Origin of the sequence: Pseudoalteromonas sp. APC 3250 (assembly GCF_030407915.1) — a bacterium.
In the GTDB taxonomy this organism is placed as follows: Bacteria; Pseudomonadota; Gammaproteobacteria; order Enterobacterales; family Alteromonadaceae; genus Pseudoalteromonas; species Pseudoalteromonas tetraodonis.
The window spans coordinates 41,839-60,724 of sequence record NZ_JASDCM010000013.1; the positions used below are offsets into that span (position 1 = coordinate 41,839).

Annotated in this window: 11 protein-coding genes and 1 pseudogene; 9 read left to right on the forward strand and 3 right to left on the reverse strand. The window is 41.4% G+C overall.

Going from position 1 to position 18,886, the window contains the following annotated elements; all coding sequences use genetic code 11:
- Nucleotides 1-142: 142 nt before the first annotated feature.
- Nucleotides 143-1,021, reverse strand: coding sequence for an AraC family transcriptional regulator (locus QL986_RS13395; RefSeq protein WP_036956599.1), 879 nt, complete (start codon nucleotides 1,019-1,021; stop codon nucleotides 143-145).
- A 183-nt stretch (nucleotides 1,022-1,204) separates the two neighbouring features.
- On the opposite strand from QL986_RS13395, the gene QL986_RS13400 reads away from it, so the two are divergent.
- The 5 genes and pseudogenes from QL986_RS13400 to QL986_RS13420 all read left to right on the forward strand — a co-directional run bounded on the left by QL986_RS13400 (nucleotide 1,205) and on the right by QL986_RS13420 (nucleotide 8,664).
- A complete protein-coding gene (locus QL986_RS13400; protein WP_013465765.1) occupies nucleotides 1,205-2,350 on the forward strand; it encodes an iron-containing alcohol dehydrogenase in 1,146 nt (381 codons plus the stop codon).
- Between the two features lie 189 nt (nucleotides 2,351-2,539).
- A pseudogene (locus tag QL986_RS13405) lies at nucleotides 2,540-2,865 on the forward strand (hypothetical protein).
- Between the two features lie 173 nt (nucleotides 2,866-3,038).
- Nucleotides 3,039-4,292, forward strand: a complete 1,254-nt coding sequence (locus tag QL986_RS13410) for a TolC family protein (protein ID WP_036956598.1) — start codon at nucleotides 3,039-3,041, stop codon at nucleotides 4,290-4,292.
- The gene (locus QL986_RS13415) at nucleotides 4,289-5,518 is read left to right on the forward strand and encodes an efflux RND transporter periplasmic adaptor subunit (RefSeq protein ID WP_128583330.1); all 1,230 of its coding nucleotides are present in this window, start codon (nucleotides 4,289-4,291) and stop codon (nucleotides 5,516-5,518) included. Before QL986_RS13410 ends, QL986_RS13415 begins: the two co-directional genes overlap by 4 nt.
- Nucleotides 5,519-5,526: 8 nt before the next feature.
- Entirely contained in the window at nucleotides 5,527-8,664 is a 3,138-nt protein-coding gene (locus QL986_RS13420; protein WP_290191639.1) for a CusA/CzcA family heavy metal efflux RND transporter, read from the forward strand.
- A gap of 347 nt (nucleotides 8,665-9,011) precedes the next feature.
- Here the strand turns inward: QL986_RS13420 and QL986_RS13425 are convergent, their stop codons facing one another.
- Complete coding sequence (locus QL986_RS13425) at nucleotides 9,012-10,247, reverse strand: TMEM143 family protein (RefSeq protein WP_013465759.1); 1,236 nt, start codon at nucleotides 10,245-10,247, stop codon at nucleotides 9,012-9,014.
- A gap of 188 nt (nucleotides 10,248-10,435) precedes the next feature.
- Between QL986_RS13425 and QL986_RS13430 the strand changes: the two genes are divergently transcribed.
- The 3 genes from QL986_RS13430 to QL986_RS13440 all read left to right on the forward strand — a co-directional run bounded on the left by QL986_RS13430 (nucleotide 10,436) and on the right by QL986_RS13440 (nucleotide 14,670).
- A complete protein-coding gene (locus QL986_RS13430; protein ID WP_013465758.1) occupies nucleotides 10,436-11,020 on the forward strand; it encodes a VTT domain-containing protein in 585 nt (194 codons plus the stop codon).
- Nucleotides 11,021-11,091: 71 nt separating this feature from the next.
- Nucleotides 11,092-11,991: a GGDEF domain-containing protein gene (locus QL986_RS13435; protein WP_128583331.1), complete on the forward strand. Its 900-nt coding sequence runs from the start codon at nucleotides 11,092-11,094 to the stop codon at nucleotides 11,989-11,991.
- A gap of 75 nt (nucleotides 11,992-12,066) precedes the next feature.
- A complete protein-coding gene (locus tag QL986_RS13440) occupies nucleotides 12,067-14,670 on the forward strand; it encodes a DUF2339 domain-containing protein (protein WP_128583332.1) in 2,604 nt (867 codons plus the stop codon).
- Nucleotides 14,671-14,712: 42 nt separating this feature from the next.
- Here QL986_RS13440 and QL986_RS13445 read toward each other — a convergent pair whose 3' ends face one another.
- Nucleotides 14,713-18,153 carry a PAS-domain containing protein gene (locus QL986_RS13445; RefSeq protein WP_036956595.1) on the reverse strand — a complete coding sequence of 1,147 codons (3,441 nt, stop codon included), beginning with the start codon at nucleotides 18,151-18,153 and terminating at the stop codon, nucleotides 14,713-14,715.
- 462 nt (nucleotides 18,154-18,615) lie between these two features.
- Between QL986_RS13445 and QL986_RS13450 the strand changes: the two genes are divergently transcribed.
- A complete protein-coding gene (locus tag QL986_RS13450) occupies nucleotides 18,616-18,879 on the forward strand; it encodes a DUF4212 domain-containing protein (RefSeq protein ID WP_008464847.1) in 264 nt (87 codons plus the stop codon).
- Nucleotides 18,880-18,886: the final 7 nt, after the last annotated feature.

Consider the following 18,886-nt stretch of genomic DNA (forward strand, 5'->3'; position numbering starts at 1 on the left):
TGCTTCCTTATTGTTACGGTGTTATTGAGCATAGTAGGGTTATAAAAATGGCAGTTACCCTATATTAACAAAACGTGTTATCTTTGCTAGTAAAAGTTAATAATAAAGTTTGATATAGCGCATGAATGGGTAAATCTTATTTTTATAACTGTATTTCACTCGGAGTTTTATTAAAGTGGCGTTTAAACTCACGGCTAAACTGTGATGCACTGGTGTAACCTACCTTAAAAGCAGCTTCATTTGCTTTGCTGCCCGCTGTGGTAATTAACTCTTTTGCTTTAGCTAAACGTACTTTTTTTAAGTATTGTAAGGGAGATTCAAACGTTACCTGCCTAAATGCACGATGAAAAGAGGAGACACTCATATTGACCTCTTCAGCTAAACCTTCAACAGTAATAGGGTTTGCATAGTCCTGATGCATCGTTGCTAGTGTGCGAGCTATACGCGCATAATGGCCATCATGCATAGCTAGGCCTATTAAAGTATTCCCTTGGGGGCCGCAAAGGACACGATACACAAGCTCTTTTACTATATCTTCGCCGAATATCTCAGCTTCAAGTGGATTATTTAAAACTGTTAATAACCTATACGTCACTTGCTCCATTGCGCAGTCTAGCTTGGCGGATTGTACTGCACCAATGTGCGCGCTGGAGACTGATAAAGGCTGGTGCTGCATCATCTGATTAACTAGCTTGTGCAACATGGCAGGATTTATATCTATAGCAATGCCCATAACCGGTAAGTCATTATCAGTAAACGCTTCACACTCTAATGGGACAGGTACACCTAGTACCAAGTAATCACCTTCGCCGTATTTTATTTGATGTTCTGGGAAATGAATTATTTTATGGCCTTGGCCAACCACGATTATGCCTGAATTATAAATAAGCGGTTGGCGTGGTGAGCTTTTGGTAGCGCGATGAAAATACACCCCAGGAATAATTGTTTCCATGGTGCCCTCAAAGCTTAGTAAATTATTGTGCTCGGCGTATTGTTGCAACATTTTGGCTATGATGGGCATAAAAGTATCTGTAATTAAAATATTTTGCGTAAAATAACAGTGCTGGTAGTTTTAGGCAAGCTTCTGGCAGTTATTGGGCTTTTTATATATTAACTTTGCCACTAATATGCATTCATCAAAGCTTTACTTGATATGTAACTAAGTAAAGCATTATAAAATTAACCGTCACCTAGGAGCAAAATAATGAAATTTAGCTACGTAAATCCCACTCTCATCCAATTTGGCCAACAGCAAATTGCCGCACTTAGCGACTTGATCGCAAAAGATCAAAAAGTATTGGTTGTTTATGGCGGCGGCTCAATTAAAAAGAACGGCGTGTATGACCAAGTTGCTGCTGCACTTGAAGGTTTTGATTGGGTCGAATTCTCGGGTGTGGGTGCTAACCCAACAATTGAAGTACTTGACCAAGCGGTTAAAATTTGTAAAGAACAAGATATCGACTTTGTATTAGGTGTCGGCGGCGGCTCTGTAATAGACGGCGTTAAATACATTGCCGCTTCTGCAGTATACGACGGCGAAGGTTGGGACATTCCTACTGGTAAGCATACAATTACTAGCGCATTACCAATTGGTGCCGTATTAACGCTACCAGCTACAGGTTCTGAATCTAACCAAAACTCAGTGGTAAGCAAAGAAGCGACTAAGCAAAAATTGCCGTTTGCTTCACCAGAAGTACTGCCTAAATTTGCGATTATGGATCCTGATGTAATGAAAACATTACCACAGCGCCAGCTTGTAAATGGCTTAGTTGATGCGTGGGTGCATACGTGTGAGCAGTACCTTACGTTCCCTGAAGGCGCATTGGTACAAGAGGGATACGCAGAGGCACTGTTAAAAACGCTCAAAACACTGGGCGATAACTTTGAAAACCAAGACGATGCATGGCGTGCAAACCTTATGTGGGCAGCTAACCAAGCACTTAATGGCTTAATTGGTTCAGGCGTATCGCAAGATTGGGCAACCCACATGATTGGTCATGAGCTTACTGCTGCCTATGGTGTTGACCATGCGCGTTCGCTTGCTATTGTTCAGCCTTCTTTATTGCGCAATCAATTTGCAGTTAAAAAAGCGAAACTAGAGCAAATGGGTAAAAACGTATTTGGCCTTGAGCAAACAGATGATTTAGCAGAGCAAACAATTCAAGCGATTGAAGCGTTTTACCACAGCCTTGAGGTTGCAACACAGCTAACTGAACATGGTGATGATAAAGCGGCTGCCATTGATAATATTATTGGCAAACTAGAAGCACATGGCATGGTTGCCCTTGGTGAAAACCAAGCGATTACGCTAAAAGAAAGCCGTGAAATTTTAGAACATGCGGTTGCTTAAGCGTTAATTTTAAAAAACCACTGGCTATTAAAGCCGGTGGTTTTTTGTTTTATAGTTAACCTCAGTAAACGCAATTGGCGCCATTAATTGATAAAAAGCCCTTTATTGTCGTTTGCCGCTAATATACTATGTGGCTTTAATTGGTTAGGTTTATTTAAGTCAATTTTAGGCTGAGAAGATAGCTAAATTATGCGCTCAAATCGTTTGTTAATGGTCATGTTACTCGTGCTTGTGCACAGCTTTATAAGTTGTGATGGCGCTGCATACCATTTACAAGAAGACGTTGAGCATGTAAGTAACGCATTATCACAAAACACTATAACCGCTGATAATGACCATGGACAAAGCGATAATCAGCCACCGGTTGAGATTCATGCACACCAACATTGTCACTGTGGCTATTACAGCACACTTAGTCACGCTATTATTCCTCAACAAAGTAAACCACAGTACTTGTGTATTACCATAGTTTAAATTATCCACCTGATGTACCTCCACCGAATTCATTTAGCTAGTTTTTAATTTAATTTCAATTAATTATTGTGCTTTTAGCTGCCTGCGCGTAAGCGTTTTATGGGCTGTTATGGCATGTTTAAATTGCTAGCTATTTTACACTGTCGCTATTTTTTTGCGAAGGTTGAGAATGGTTTGCAAGTGAACTCTGTTTATTAAAAAACGGACAAGCTATATGAATAAAAAATCAATTATGTTGGTGGTGATGCTGTGCGCGCTGCCTGCTTTCAGTGCGTTTGCAAATGTTAAAACACTAACTCTAAAACAAGCGTTGATAAATACCGAGCAACAAAATCCGCTATTAAAACGCTACCCTTATCATCAAAAAATACTCAGCGCACTTAAATCTCAAGCTGCACTTTCGCCTAACCCTATTTTAAATATAGAAGCTGAAAACTTATTAGGGACAAACGATGCGCGTGGTGTGCAAGACGCTGAAATAACCTTGGCATTTAGCCAGCTTATAGAGCTTGGAGATAAACGCCAAAGCCGCATAAATTACGCAACGGCGAACATTAAAGCCCAAGCAATACAATATCAAAATACTCGGTTAGCTTTATTAGCAACCACTGGTGAGCGATATTACGAGGCGCTTAAATTTCAAACCTTACTTACGCTTAACAGCGAACGACATCACGTGGTGAGCCAAGCTCTAAAAGCAATAAAGCAACGGGCTAACGCCGGCGCTGTATCGCAAGCCGATGTAACCCGTATGCGTTATGCACTAAGCCAAGTTGAGCTTGAGACAGCTAAGCTAAATAGCGAATTTGAGCGAGCGCGTTTATCGCTCAATGAGCTGTGGAATGAGCAACATAGCTACACGAATTTCGCAGGGAATATGGCTACCTTAATACCGCTTAAATCTGAGCAAGCGTTACTTAATGCAGTTAACCAAGCGCCTGAGTTTGCCATGTTGCAGCAACAATACTTACAGCAAGCGGCCAACTTAACGCTGCAAAAAGCCAACGGGCAAAGCGACATTAATGTAGGTGCGGGCCTGCGCTACAATCAGCAAAGCGATACCAGTTCGTTGCTGTTTTCGTTTTCTATGCCATTGCAATTGAGTAACCCAAATAGCGGTAATATTGAAGCGGCTAACAGTCAGTTGGCATTGTTACGTGAGCAGCAAGGGCAATTACGGGTTCAGTTACGCCAACAAGTTCGTACCTTGTACACCTATTACCAAGGCAAAACGTTACAGGCGCAGTTGTTATCTGAGCAGGTTATTCCACAAGCCCAAACACTTATTGAGCAAAGTTTAAAAAGCTATCAACGCGGACAAATTTCGGTGTTGCAATTGCTCGATGCCCAACAAGCTCTATTTGACTCTAAACGCGCACTTATCAATACCTATGCAGCGCTATATCAAACGCACCTTACTCTTGAGCGTTTAACTGGCCAATCTTTAACTGAGACTTTTCAATCATGAACAACACTTTTATCGCATTATTAGTATTTCTCTCGTTTGTAGCTAGCTTAACAAGCACACATGTATTTGCCTCAGCAGAACATGACCAAACAGAGCAAACCCAAAAACAAGGTCCACACGGCGGCTTTTTATTAACTAACGAAAAGCTCACTCTTGAGTTAAAGCTGCAAGAATTGGCAGGTAAAGTTGAGCTGCGCGTATATGGTTATGAGCAAAATCAGCCGGTAGATGTAAACAATTTAAGTATAGAAATAAACTTAAAACGCTTAGTAGAAACGCCGCAAAAAATACAATTTACCCGTGAGAATGGCTACCTTGTTAGCACGCAACCTATAAATGAGCCACATTCGTTTGAGCTTTTGATTACTGCTAATTATAAAGGTGAACGCGTCAGCTTTGAGTACTCTCAGCACGAAGGCCAAACTGTGCTTAGCGAGCGAGCAATTAAAGGCGCGGGCATTAAAACAGAGATAGCACAAAGCGGCGAGGTTGATATTTCCGACACGCTGTTCGGTGTTATTACACCTACACAGCATGGCACAGTAGAAATTATGGCGCCATATACCGGATTGATCAGCGATATTTTTGTCAGCATTGGTCAAACGGTTCAAAAAGGTGAGGTACTGGCCAGTGTCACCAACCGTGAAACATTACAAAACTACAGTATTAAAAGCCCCATTAGCGGTGTGGTAACCGAGCAATATTTAAAGCGTGGCGAACTGGCAAGTACTCGCGCGTTAATGCAGGTCGTGAATCTTGATAAAGTATGGGTTGAGCTCTCAGCCTTTCCTGAAAACATCGAAAATCTAGCCATTGGTCAAAGTGCCACGGTGTACGATTTACATCACCATTTAAATGCCCAAGGTAAGGTGTTTTTTATAGCGCCTATGATGACCGGCGGGCACATTGCACGTGCCCGTATAGCGCTTAATAACCCAGATGGTCATTGGCGCCCAGGTATGCATGTTAATACTGATGTCAGTATCGATAAGGTTAATGCTCGCGTGCGTGTAAATCCTGAGGCTATTCAAGAGTTTAACGGCATGGCGAGTGTGTTTGTGCGTAAAAATAATGTGTTTGAAGTACGCCCGGTTACTTTAGGCGCAAAAAATAGCGAGTGGGTTGAAGTCATCGCAGGTTTAAGCCCCGGTAGTGAGTACGTCACTGTCAATAGCTATGTGATCAAAGCCGATATTTTAAAAAGCGGCGCAAGTCACGCTCACTAGGAGGTACCATGATTAACTGGATTGTTTCTTTTGCGGTTAAACGCCGCATGATGGTGCTTGCGCTAACATTTTTATTTGCTGGGTTTGGTGTGTATAACATCCAAAACTTAGCGGTAGATGCTGTCCCCGATATTACCAACGTGCAAGTGCAAATTAATACTAAAGCGCCTGGTTTTACACCGCTTGAAGTCGAACAGCGTATCACTTACTTAGTCGAAACGGCGATGGCGGGTATTCCTAAGCTTGATTACACACGTTCGCTTTCTCGCTATGGGCTTTCTCAAGTAACCGTTATTTTTGATGAAGGCACCGATATTTATTGGGCGCGTCAGCAAATTGGTGAACGGATTCAAAGTATTCGCGCCGATTTACCTAATAATATTGAGCCAAACCTTGGACCTATTGCCAGTGGTTTAGGTGAAATATTTACCTACAGCGTGCATGCAAAGCCCAATGCGTTAAAAAGTGATGGTACGGCGTATAACGCCGAAGACTTACGTACTTTGCAAGATTGGGTTATTCGTCCGCAGCTTTTAAAAGTAAAAGGCGTAACCGAAATAAACAGCCAAGGTGGCTTTGAGCGCCAGTACCAGGTTGCGCCCATGCCAGAAAAGCTCATTGCTTATAAGCTGACAATCAAGGATGTTATTAGTGCACTTGAGCTTAATAACAGCAACCGTGGTGCTGGTTATATAGAGCGCTTTGACGGCCAATATTTAGTGCGCTCGCCAGGGCAATTAAAAACCTTAGCCGATATAGCAAACACCGTTATCGCCAAGCGAGATGATACCCCTGTGCGAATTAAAGACGTGGCAAATGTGTATTTAGGAAAAGAGCTCAGAACCGGCGCGGCTACCTATAATGGCGAAGAAACCGTACTAGGCACGGCAATGATGCTAATAGGTGAAAACAGCCGTGTGGTTGCCAAAGCCATGGCTGATAAGTTGATAGAGGTACAAAAAAGCTTACCTGCAGGGGTTATCGTTGAGCCTGTCTATGACCGTACCAACCTGGTTGATAAAACCATTGCCACAGTTCAAAAAAATCTGTTTGAAGGGGCGGTATTAGTTATCGTCATTTTACTGTTATTGCTCGGGAACATCACTGGTGCGCTTATTACCGCCATGGTTATTCCGCTGAGTATGCTATTTGCTATTACTGGTATGGTGGGCAATCGAGTCTCGGGTAACTTAATGAGCTTAGGCGCAATCGATTTTGGATTAATTGTAGATGGCGCGGTGATTGTGGTTGAAAACTGCCTTCGTCAATTAGGGATGGCTCAACATAAACACGGGCGCTTACTTACACTCAGTGAGCGTTTAAAAGTTGTCACTTCAGCCACCAAAGAAGTGTTTAGCCCCGCCGTATTTGGTATTTTAATTATTATGTTGGTATATTTACCGCTATTTGCGCTCAGTGGTGTTGAGGGCAAAATGTTTCAGCCTATGGCGTTTACTGTGGTTGCCGCGTTAATAGGTGCACTCATTTTTGCTGTCACCTTTGTGCCAGCGGCTATTGCCGTATTTGTGCGTGGTAAAGTAGATGAAAGCGAAAACGCAGTAATGCGTGGCGTTAAAAAAATCTACAAGCCACTGCTTAACTTATCGCTTAAATTACCGTGGCTGATGGTGAGCATTGCGACGGTTTTAGTACTAGTGCTTGGCTTTAAAGTTAAAAATATGGGCGCCGAATTTTTACCTCAGCTTGATGAAGGTGACATTGCAATGCATGCGCTGCGTATTACTGGCACCGGTATTGAACAATCGGTGCAAATGCAAAAGCAGTTGGAGCAGGCTTTATTAGCACAACCCGAAATTGCGAACGTATTTTCGAAGATTGGTACTGCGGATGTAGCCAGCGATCCTATGCCGCCAAATGTTGCCGACACCTTTTTAATGTTAAAGCCGTCCGAGCAATGGCCAAACCCATCACTGAGTAAAGACGCGTTAGTGCAGCAAATTCGTCATCGCGTGAATGAGGTACCGGGTAATAACTATGAATTTACCCAGCCTATAGAAATGCGCTTTAACGAGTTAATTGCTGGTGTGCGTGCCGATGTAGCGCTGCGTATTTACGGTGACGATTTAGCCATACTTAAGCAGTTTGGCGAAAAAGCCACTGGTTTAATGCGAAATATTACCGGTGCTACTGATGTTCGTTTAGAACAAATACAGGGGCTGCCTACACTTTCTGTTACTCCAATGCGAGACCACATGGCGTTATTAGGATTAACTGTAAACGACATTCAACAAACGCTTGCCGCTGCCGTTGGTGGGGTGCAAACAGGGCTCATTTATGAGGGTGATAAGCGCTTTTCGTTACTAGTACGCTTAGATAAGCGTTGGTCTGATGATGTCTCTGCGCTTGCGCGTTTACCTATTGCATTACCTCAAAGTAGTAACCCTGAGCTTGCATTTGTACCGCTTGGAGAAGTGGCTACAATCAGCATTGAAAAAGGGCCGAATCAAATAAACCGCGAAAGTGGTAAGCGTAATGTGGTAGTAACGGCCAATGTAGCGGGGCGCGATTTAGCAAGCTTTGTCAGTGATGCCCAAGCGAAAATGAACGCACAACTTAACCTACCTAGCGGTTACTGGCTTGAATACGGCGGTACGTTTGAGCAATTACAATCGGCGAGTAAACGTTTGTCGTTGGTTGTGCCTGTGACTTTATTGCTTATTTTTGGCTTACTTTATAGTGCTTTTGGCTCGCTGCGTGATTCACTCATTATATTCAGCGGTGTACCTCTGGCACTGACCGGTGGGGTATTGGCGTTATTGCTACGAGATATGCCGCTTTCTATTTCAGCGGGTGTGGGTTTTATTGCCCTAAGTGGTGTTGCGGTATTAAACGGTGTAGTGATGTTGTCGTTTATTAAGCAGTTACGAAACGAAGGGTTAAGTTTATACCATGCAATACACAGCGGCGCATTACAGCGATTACGCCCCGTGCTGATGACCGCGCTTGTGGCAAGTTTAGGCTTTATACCTATGGCGCTCAATACCGGTACCGGCTCTGAGGTGCAAAGGCCATTAGCAACCGTGGTTGTAGGCGGTATTATGTCATCTACCTTACTAACGCTATTAATTTTGCCAGCACTTTATAAGTTAGTGCATACAAAATTTAAAAAGCCGCAAACAGCTTAGGGTCTGTTGATCTTTGCGGATTAAAATTTGTTCAAACTAGGGGCTGTTTAATCGCGGCGCGAGGTTTGTAACCTAGTGGGCTAAGTAAAAACCGAGCAACAAAGAGTAAATCGCCCCTAGGCAGAACCCTTAGGGCAGCGCCTGTTTGGCATTGATGCTACGTTATCGCCTATTTATGGGGAATAACCACACCACATAGGCTCCGCCTTGCCTAAATACCAAACAAACTGCTGCAAATTCAACCTTGAAAGATCAACAGACCCTAGCTAATTACTAATTAGGTAATAACGTAAAAAGCAGCTGAAGTGTCAGCTGCTTTTTCGTTGTTATTAAGTAAAGCGTGCAGTTTAATTATATTGAAACAGGTTATCCCAGCGTTCATCTAATATGGCTTTTGCGTGCTCTAGATTTATCGCGTTATATAGGGTGTTTGTGCAGGTTACTAAATGCATACGTTCAAGTTTTTCAAGCGCATCACTAATTTCAAAATCTAGCTCGCATTGATACTTAGTTTTAAACCACGTCTCTATTTGCTCATCAAGCGCGTGTGCGCTTAAGCCATTTTTAGATTTTAGTAAAAACGTATACGCAAGCAGGGCTTCTTTAATGTCTTCTTCTTCGGCAGCGTCTATCAGAGTGTGGAATACACCGGCGTTGTTATCTAGGTTTTTAAAGTAGAGATTATCGCTCAACGCTTTCATAAATTTAATTTTGCGGTTTTTAAATTTACTCCACTCTTTAAAAACAAAACTACCAAATACCCCAATACCAATCGCTAACGTAATAAAGTGCTGCTGAGTCATGGTAACGGCTTCATCTCTAAACCCTCCCCAAAATGCAAACAAAGCAAACAATAAAAGTAATGAGGCGCCCAGTTTGGTAACTAACACCACCGCACCGCCAATAAGTGCAGATGAGCCAATAATAATTTTATCAATCGGGCGCATCCGTACTTCGCTATTAGGAAATAGCATTTCTAAGTCAGCTTTTGGCACATTTTGAAATAGTTTTACTATGGTAGAACTTGGCTCAAACCCCATAGGTAGTTTATTTTTTGATTCAAAATAGGCTTTATCTTTAAAGCGAATAAATACCGCTACGCGGTCGTAGTTGGTAAAATGCAGTGGCTTTTTACGTAAGCCCCAAAAGCTGGTTATGGTTTCGGTGAGTTGCGATTCGCCTCTGCGATAAAAGACCACTTCTTCAAAGTCGTCAAACTCTACCTCTAGGCGTACCTTAAAAAGCGATTCTTCGTTGAGTGCATCTTGTAGGTCTTCATTGGTAATCACTTCAAAATTAGCCGCATTTAATACGTTGGCAAAATCTTTAGCAAAATCGCGTTGGCACTGGGCTTTTTGCTCCTTCGAGACAGGAGCTAACGAGCGAGTGTCGCTATTAGGATCAAACGGTGCGTAATTGTTTTTTAGTGACTCAAGGGTTGAGTGGTAATTATAATGAATCAGGCTGGCGAGCACGTCGCAAAACTGTTTGAAAGAGGTTTGTTGTGCACTATCGGCAAGCTCTTGGCTGCACATGCCTATGATATCTTGCTTTCTAAAAGGAATAAAACGCGCAGTTTGCATAATTAATAATTGTCAGAAAAGTATAATGGCATTGAGCAATAATAAAGTACTCTGGGAAGTATTACTATTTTGCCAATGTTAAATCTATAAATAATAAGGCGTTATATTTTCAGGTTAGATTAACCTAACTGTGCGATGATGCCAGTACCCGCTAAAAATATTAATCTCAGTAGTTAAAAGGATGTTTAATGGCTATACAAAAAAAGCTAAAGCAAAAAACGCGTCAGTTTATTGAGTCTAAAAATATGCTCAGCGGTATTACGTTTGCCTCATTTTTAGAATCCACCATAGTGCCCATTCCACTTGAAGCAGTACTGGTGCCATTAATGCAGGCAAGGCGTGAAAAACTGTGGCAAATTGCCCTTATGGCCACAATCGGCTGTGTTATTGGGGCGTTGTTTGGTTATGCGTTGGGTTATTATTTATTTGATGTAGTGGGCGATTGGATCATTAATACCTTTTCTAGTCCTGAACAGTTTGAAAACGTTAAGCAAAAAATGCAGGCACAAGGTTTTTGGTTTGTATTAAGCTTAGGTATTGTGCCTATTCCGTTTCAAATTGCGATGTTGGCCGCTGGTGCAACTAAGTATTCGCTGGCACTGTTTTTAGTGGCATCTGCGATTGCGCGCTCTATACGCTATTTTGGATTAGCGTTAGTGGTATATTATGCAGGCAATCAAGCTGAGCGACTTATCAGTAAACATAAAACTAAAACCATGATTGGGTTAACTATTTTAGTTGCTATTGGCTGGGTTGTTAGCACACTAATATAAATCAATCCGTTTTATAATTTGTGGTATAGTTTTTAATAGTAATTATAAAAATAATTTAAATATCGCCTATGATGAACCCGGAAAAAGTGAGTCTAAAGTTAAGCCATTTTGTTAAAATTACCAGATTAAATAAGCTGTTAATTTTGATGACGCTGGCGTTTATTATCGCTTTCTCAATTTTTTCGTTGATGTACTTTCCCCGATTAGACATAACCCAAAACCTCTATGGCTTTACCACTGATTTTATTAATTTAGTGGTGATTTTTGCTATTTTTTTTGTAGTGCAATGTTCACGGTTAGCTAAAAAAGCGTATTTATATGTCAGTATCGGTTTAATGCTATGGATTGTAGGCTCTACTGCCGATGTGCTCGATGAAGTGATACGTCAGCCTTTTTGGATAAGTAATTACGTAGAAGACTTATGTCGCACATTAGGTATGCTAATTACCGCTTATGGTTTATTTAAAACCATGCACTTTATGCAGCGAATGCATACCCGCTTGGCGCAAGAATTTATCATAGATGATTTAACCAAAGTGTATAACCGTCGCTGCTTTTATCAGCATGTGAAGGGGGTTGTTAATAATCCTTACACTGTTTTAATTATAGATCTCGACCACTTTAAACGTATTAATGATGATTATGGCCACGATGTGGGCGATAAGGTGCTTAAACAGTTTGCTGATAAAGTGAATCGTCTTTTTAAAGATGAAAATATTTTTGCTCGCATAGGGGGGGAGGAATTCGCCGCTTACCTGCCTAGTTATGAGCTTGATGAAGTACTTAACTTCTCGCAGACTATCCTAGAGACTGCTCGCACTATTACAGTACAAAATCAGCGTTCTTTAACGGTCAGTATCGGTATTGCACATCGTACAAGCGACCAGACCTTTGATAATGTAATGAAACGTGCTGATCAAGCATTATACCGCGCTAAAAAAGCAGGCCGTGATCGCCTTGAGTTTGCTTAAACATCGTAATTTTATGAAATAGACTTCGCTTGTGCTATTTTTGGGAACTCTTGTTGCGAGATAAAAAGGAATTGTATGGATGAGTTAATCGGATTAGCAATTATTATATCTATTGTTATTGTTGCAGGGGCCATATGTGGGTTAGTAGCCTTAGTGCAATTGAACTCCCTTAAACAAGAGGTTGCCGCATTAAAACTAAAACTATTTCAGTTTGAGTTAAACGCAAATGCAGCAATAAATGAAAAATCTCCCGCTGATCCTCAAATAGATAATGTAAAACCTCTACACAGCTCAGATATTCCAGCCGCTGTTTATAAGCCAACCAGCATTAAAGCTACATCAGCTCGTAAAACTATAACTAAAAAACCATCGAGTATTGCACTGCTTTTTAAACAATTACGTGCAGGCTTCGAGCAAAATTGGATGACCTGGATTGGTGCTATTGCTTTGGCTTTAGGTGGCGTATTTTTAGCAAAATACAGTTTAGAGGCTGGGCTACTTTCACCTGCAATGAGGCTCAGTGCCGGTGGATTATTTGGCATTGGCTTAATCGCCGCAGCGTATTATTTACATTATAAACGTATCGTTTTTGAAGGCTTTAATAATTACATTCCTGCAGCCCTTGCCAGTGGCGGCTTTATGACTTGCTTTGCCTTAATGTTTTTGGCCTATAACAGCTTTAGCATGCTAAGTGCTGAGTGGGCATTTATTGGCTTAGCAGTGATTGCTTTGTGCGCCAGTGCAATGGCGATTAAGTTAGGTCCTTTACTTGCTGTAATTGGCATTATAGGCGCATACAGTGTTCCTATTTGGGTAAATACGGGCAGTGGTCAGTTATTTTCTTTACTTATTTATGTTGCCCTTGTGAGTGTTGCCGCAGCGGTTGTGGCACATAAAGTACAGCGAGTGTGGTTGTGGTATTTACTGTGGGTAGGGCATATAGGCTGGTACTTGGTCGGACTCACTCTATTTAACTATGACACAGTGTGGTTAATAGGCGCTTATGCGTTACTAAGTATTTTAGGCTTAATCGCTATTGCACGCTTAGGCTTGGGCTTTAATACCCTTGAAGTGCGCCCGCACAGCTTCAAACGATTAGTTAACTTATTTCCAGATCACGGATTATTACTGGCCTTTATGGCGCCTTTAATGATTGCCATGCTATTGAGTTTGTTTAATTTACAATGGCAAATCGTGGCGTTGTTAAGCATCGCTTTGTTACTATTTTTAGTGTTAAAAAATAGCCGTTGGGATGCATGGCAAGGGGTTTCTTTAGTGATTGCGCTGTTACTAGTGGTCAGTGCTAAACAAACTTATGCCTTTGATGATGCGTTATTTATTTTTAAAAACGAATATGGGCTAGGCTTATTACTTGCTCTGGGGTTAAGTGGCTATGGACTCTATTTTGGTAATAAATACCCAAAACGATTAGCTTTTCATTTGCTTGCTTCATTAAGCGTGTTTGCATTAGTTGGCACTTTGTATGCGATGATCCCAAATACGGCTTTAGCAACCGCTTATCCACTTTGGGCGGTATTGTTATGTTTAATGAGTGCGGTGTTAATTAAATTTACGCAAAATAATACAACCTTATGGCAGCGTTTTAGTTATTGGGTGGGAGCAAACGCCAATATCACTTTAGCAATTACTATGCTACTGAGCGATAGCGGCCTTACCATTGCACTGGCTGTTCAAGTATTACTGCTGAGCTTATTAATAAAAAAATACAGTGTGGCTATGCCACACTGGCCAATAAAAGCCCTTGTGGCGGCATTACTTTTACGCCTTACCTTATCGCCGTGGACGCCTAGTTATGATGATCTAACTATCTTTGGTTTGCATTGGAGCTTAGTTGTTTACCCGCTGTGTATTGGGTTATTTTTTGCAGCGGCTAAATGTTTTAATACTTCAAAACTAAAAATATGGTTAGAGGGGGCGGCACTGCATTGTTTAGCGTTATTTGTGACAACCGAAACCAGTTATCAACTGGTAGGGCACTACCCTCAGTTGTTTTCTTTAAGTTTTTATGAGCAAGTTTTGCTCAGCTGTAACTTGCTTGCTTTAGGCTGCGTTTATTTATATCGCGCGCAAAGTGCAGGGCAGCTGGGTAAGTTATACCGCACTGCAGGTTTGATTTTATCAGCGTTAGCTGGCTTGTTATTAATCAATACAACGCTGGATAATAATCCGTTATTAATGCGTCTTTATGTTGCTGAAACGCCAATATTTAACTGGGTGATTTTAATTTGGTTGGTACCGAGCCTACTGGCGTTATGGTTAGCGAGTTTAGTTAAATCGTTAAATGCTAAATTGAGTCAAATTACACTCGGAGTGTCTGGTTTATTAGCCCTGTTAGCTATCAATACCTTGATCCGCCAATATTGGCAAGGTGGCTTTATTTATCTTGATAAAGCAACCAGTGACGCCGAACTATATAGCTATTCGGTTATTTGGTTGTTACTCGGCGCACTGGTCGTGATAGCCGGGCATTTAAAACAGCAACGGTTACTGCAAAATGTTGGTCTTGGTATTCTTGGCGCTGTAATTGTTAAGGTATTTTTAATTGATATGGCAAACTTAACGGGACTTCTAAAAGCATTATCGTTTATTGGCTTAGGGCTGTCGCTGGTAGGGCTAAGTTGGTTGTTCCAAAAACTCAGAAAGCGCAGTCATAGTTAAGTTTAAGCCCAGTACTTACTGGGCTTAAACTCTTATTAATCGTCAAGTACTGTGATTCAGCAGTGCTTTAAGTTTGCCTGGTTTTACTGGCTTACTCAGGTAATGAATATTTTCGGCTTTGGTGGTTTGTTTTAGCTCGGTGTCACGCACAGCGGTAATTAAAATAGCCGGAATATCGCTTTGCCAAATCTCGCGTAGCGCTTTAATTAATGTAATCCCATCCCAATCATTACCTAATTGATAGTCCATTAAAATAACATCAGGTGCCCTCTGTTCTTTTGCATAAGTTAACACCGCGTCTACTTTATCGAATAGGGTGTAATTTGCCTGCCAGCGCTTCATTAGGCTGGCCATGGCGGCAAGGTTTTCAGGATCGTCGTCAACGGCAATAATATTTATCGCGGCGCGGTTGTCGACTATATTTTGACTGGTTTGTTTTTGCTGTACTAATTGCGTATCACCATAAGGCACTTCAATGCTAAATCGGCTGCCTTTATTAGGTAATGAAACCACATCAATCGGCAGGCTCAATAAATCAGCCATACGTTTAACCACCCCTAAACCTAAGCCAACGCCTTTATTATCGCCCGCTTCAATTCGGTAAAAGTCGTTAAATATTTTTGCTTGTTCAATATCGCTAATGCCAGGGCCGGTATCCCATACTTCAATCCGTAAACTGTGTTTTCTGTTTCTGCAGGCAATTAACACTCGGCCATTTTCGGTGTATTTAATTGCATTAGACAGCAAGTTTTGTAGTATTCGACGCAAGTAAGTAATGTCGCTGTGTACTATTTGTTTATTTGAACGCACTTTAAATGAAAGCCCTTTATCGCTCGATAAAATCGCATATTCGCTTTTAAGGGGGTCTAAAATATCATCAATGCAAAAGTGACGAGGATTTGGGGTCATCGCCCCTTGCTCTAGCTTGGCAATTTCTAATAAAGCCGACATTAAATGCACGGTGGAATCGAGGCTATCACCTAGCTTATTAAAGTTATTTTTATTGGTGCTATCTAACTGAGTTTCATCAATGGCGGCGAGATATAATCGTGCCGCATTGAGCGGCTGTAAAATATCATGGCTAGCCAGTGCTAAAAAGCGGGTTTTACTATCATTCGCCTGTTCTGCTTCGCGTTTGGCTAAAGTAAGTGCTTGCTCTGTTTGTACGCGACTATCGATTTGTGCTTGCAGGTTACTATTAATGGTTTGCACCTCTTGGGTACGCGCTTCAATACGGTTTTCTAAGTCCATATTGATTTCTTCGAGCGCATTTTGCGTACTAATATGATTGGTAATATCAGAAAAGCTTGTTACAAACCCCCCATCAGGCAATGGGTTGCCTATCATTTCGTAAACTTGGCCATTACGACGATGGCGAATAAAGTGATGTGAACTGCCATTTTTTAAATGCTGAACACGCTTATCAACATGGCGCTCGATTTCACCGGGGCCGCATTCACCGCGCTCTGCGTTATAACGGATTATTTCTTCAATTGGCTGGCCAACTTGTAAAAAACCTTCAGGGTAATTAAACATTTCGCTGTAGCGCTTATTCCAAGCAACGAGGTTGAGATCTTTATCTACCACAGAGAGTCCGTGGCTTAAGTTTTCTAGTGAAGTAAATAATAAGTTTTGATTAAACTGCAGTGCCTGTGTGGTTTCATCAAAAAAGTTTACTACTTCTTCAAACGCCATGCGTTTCCCAGATGATACTGTATGAATAAGTGCTTGCGCAGAGGAAGCACCCAATACACCAGTTAGTGCGCGTTCGCAGTAGGCAATAAAATCAGCGCGAGGGTGTGCGTTGTTGTCGTTTAAATCATGATGAAGTGCGTAATGCGATAAAATTTGTTGGCTACGCTGAATGCCTAAAAAGGTTTGCAGTAAAATTTTAAAGTCGTATACCGTGGCTTTTACGTTTTTATTTAAGCGACGAGATAAAATGGCCTGATCTTTGGGATTAACAAATGCTGCCGCTTGAATTTTATCAATTAAGCGCTCTTCAGCTCCCAAGGAAAAGCTAATATAACAGCCAATATTAGCAAACAACGCAATTAAGGTGCCTCTAGTTATAAGCGTTTGCTGTAGCTCACTGTCTAGTGGGTTAGGGGCTTCTAAAATAGGTAGCATCAAAAATAGCACCCAACAAATGACTCCTGCGAGTAGCCCGGCATAAACACCATAAGCATGGCCTTTTCGCCAATATAACCCACCCACAATAGCAGGCAATAATTGCGACACCAATGAGAAAGCCACTAACCCCATACTGGCCAGCGCACTGCCACTACCAAACCATTGCTGATAGAAGTAGGCTAAAATAAGCACCCCAGCAATGGTAAAGCGGCGCACCAATAAAATGCGGGATTTATAGCTGCTGGTGATTAAATTACGTTTAAATTTACGACGCAACATTAAGGGTAGCACCACGTCGTTGGAGATCATGGTGCTTAGCGTAAGCGTTGCAACAACAATCATGGCTGTGGCAGCAGAAAGCCCACCTATAAACACAAAGGTGGTTAAAAAAGCGTTATCGTGCAGCATAGGCAGTGCCAGTACAAAGCTGTCAGGTGATAAACTACGACCAATTTCTGGATGAATAGCAGCGGTGGCTATAGGTAAAATCATTGCAGCGGTCAATAACAAGTACAATGGAAAAGCCCAGCGAGCAGTAAATAAATGGCGCTTATCTTGGTTATCAACCACGGTGACATGAAATTGCCGTGGCAAACAAATAATAGCGGCCGCCGCCATCAGCGACTGACCTACAAAGTTAAAGCTAAAAAAGTCAAACTGCGCCCAATGCAGCCAAATTGACTCGGCGACTTGGCCAGAACTTTCTGCGGGTAAATTAAATAAGCTATATATTGCAAGCCCTGCTACAGCAGCCAGAGCAAACAGCTTTATTAGCGACTCAAACGCAACAGCGAGCATTAAACCTGAACGGTATTCGGTTACATCAACTTTGCGCGTACCAAAAAATATAGCAAATAGCGCCATCATTAACGTGGCCGATAGCGCTAAAATATCCCCTGATATCTGATTGCTGTTTTGTAGGAGTAAAAAGCTAGAGCTGAGTGCTTTTAATTGCAATGCAATGTACGGAATGGTGGCCAATAAGGCGATTATTGTCACCATAATGGCGGTGGTTTGACGCTTACCATAGCGGGCTGAAATAAAGTCGGCAATAGTGGTGATATTTTGTTTTTTACTCACCAGTACCAGTTTACGTAAAAAGCCTTGACCGAAAAAAAACAATAAAGCGGGGCCTAACAATATAGGTAAAAAACTCCAGCTGCTGGTCGCTGCTGTGCCTACTGAGCCGTAGTAAGTCCATGAAGTGCAATAAATACCTAGTGCAAATGAATACACAAACGGGTGATGACTAATACGCTTGGCAAGTGGCGTGGTTTTATCCCCCCAATTAGCCAGCCAAAACAGCACGCCTATGTAGCCAAAGGCAACAATGAGTAGTACAGCCGTCATGTTTATTTAACCTTGTAGAATATTTTTATAATTTGCCATAACTATACCCAAACTATTTCAAGATGCGAGCGTCAGTTGGCGTTTGAGGTAGTTTGGGTTTTTACAATACTTGGTTGCGGGTTAAATAGGGGGGTATACATTTTATTTATATTATCTATAAATAAAATAAAGCATTGATTTTTAATGATTTATTTTAAATTGGTTATTTAGTTAGACTAATGTCTTATTCCCACGCTTGACTCAAAAATTGGCGTAAACACCTCGCAAATAAATTAATTAACTTACTGAAATTAAAGTAGTTCACTTGTTGTTTACTAATTAAGCGCCTACAGTTTACGAAAACGTTAACATGTTGTTACGACTATTGTCGCAATTCAATATTTGAGTAGCGTTGCTAAATTGATTAACGAATATAAAAAACCACCCATCGTAATCTTGCGATGTTTAAAGGGGAAAATAAAAATGGCTTTTAAAAATGAAGAACAAGCAAAAGCTTATTGGGCAGAAAACATTTCATTACTGTTTAAGTTATTAGCGGTATGGTTTGTGGTCTCTTTTGGCTTTGGCATATTACTTGTAGATGTACTAAATGAAGTACGTTTTTTTGGGTTTAAACTTGGCTTCTGGTTCGCCCAGCAAGGCGCGATTTATACCTTTGTAGCTTTGATTTTTGTGTACGTTTTCAAAATGAATACGTTAGATAAAAAATATGGCGTAGACGAATAGGAGCTAA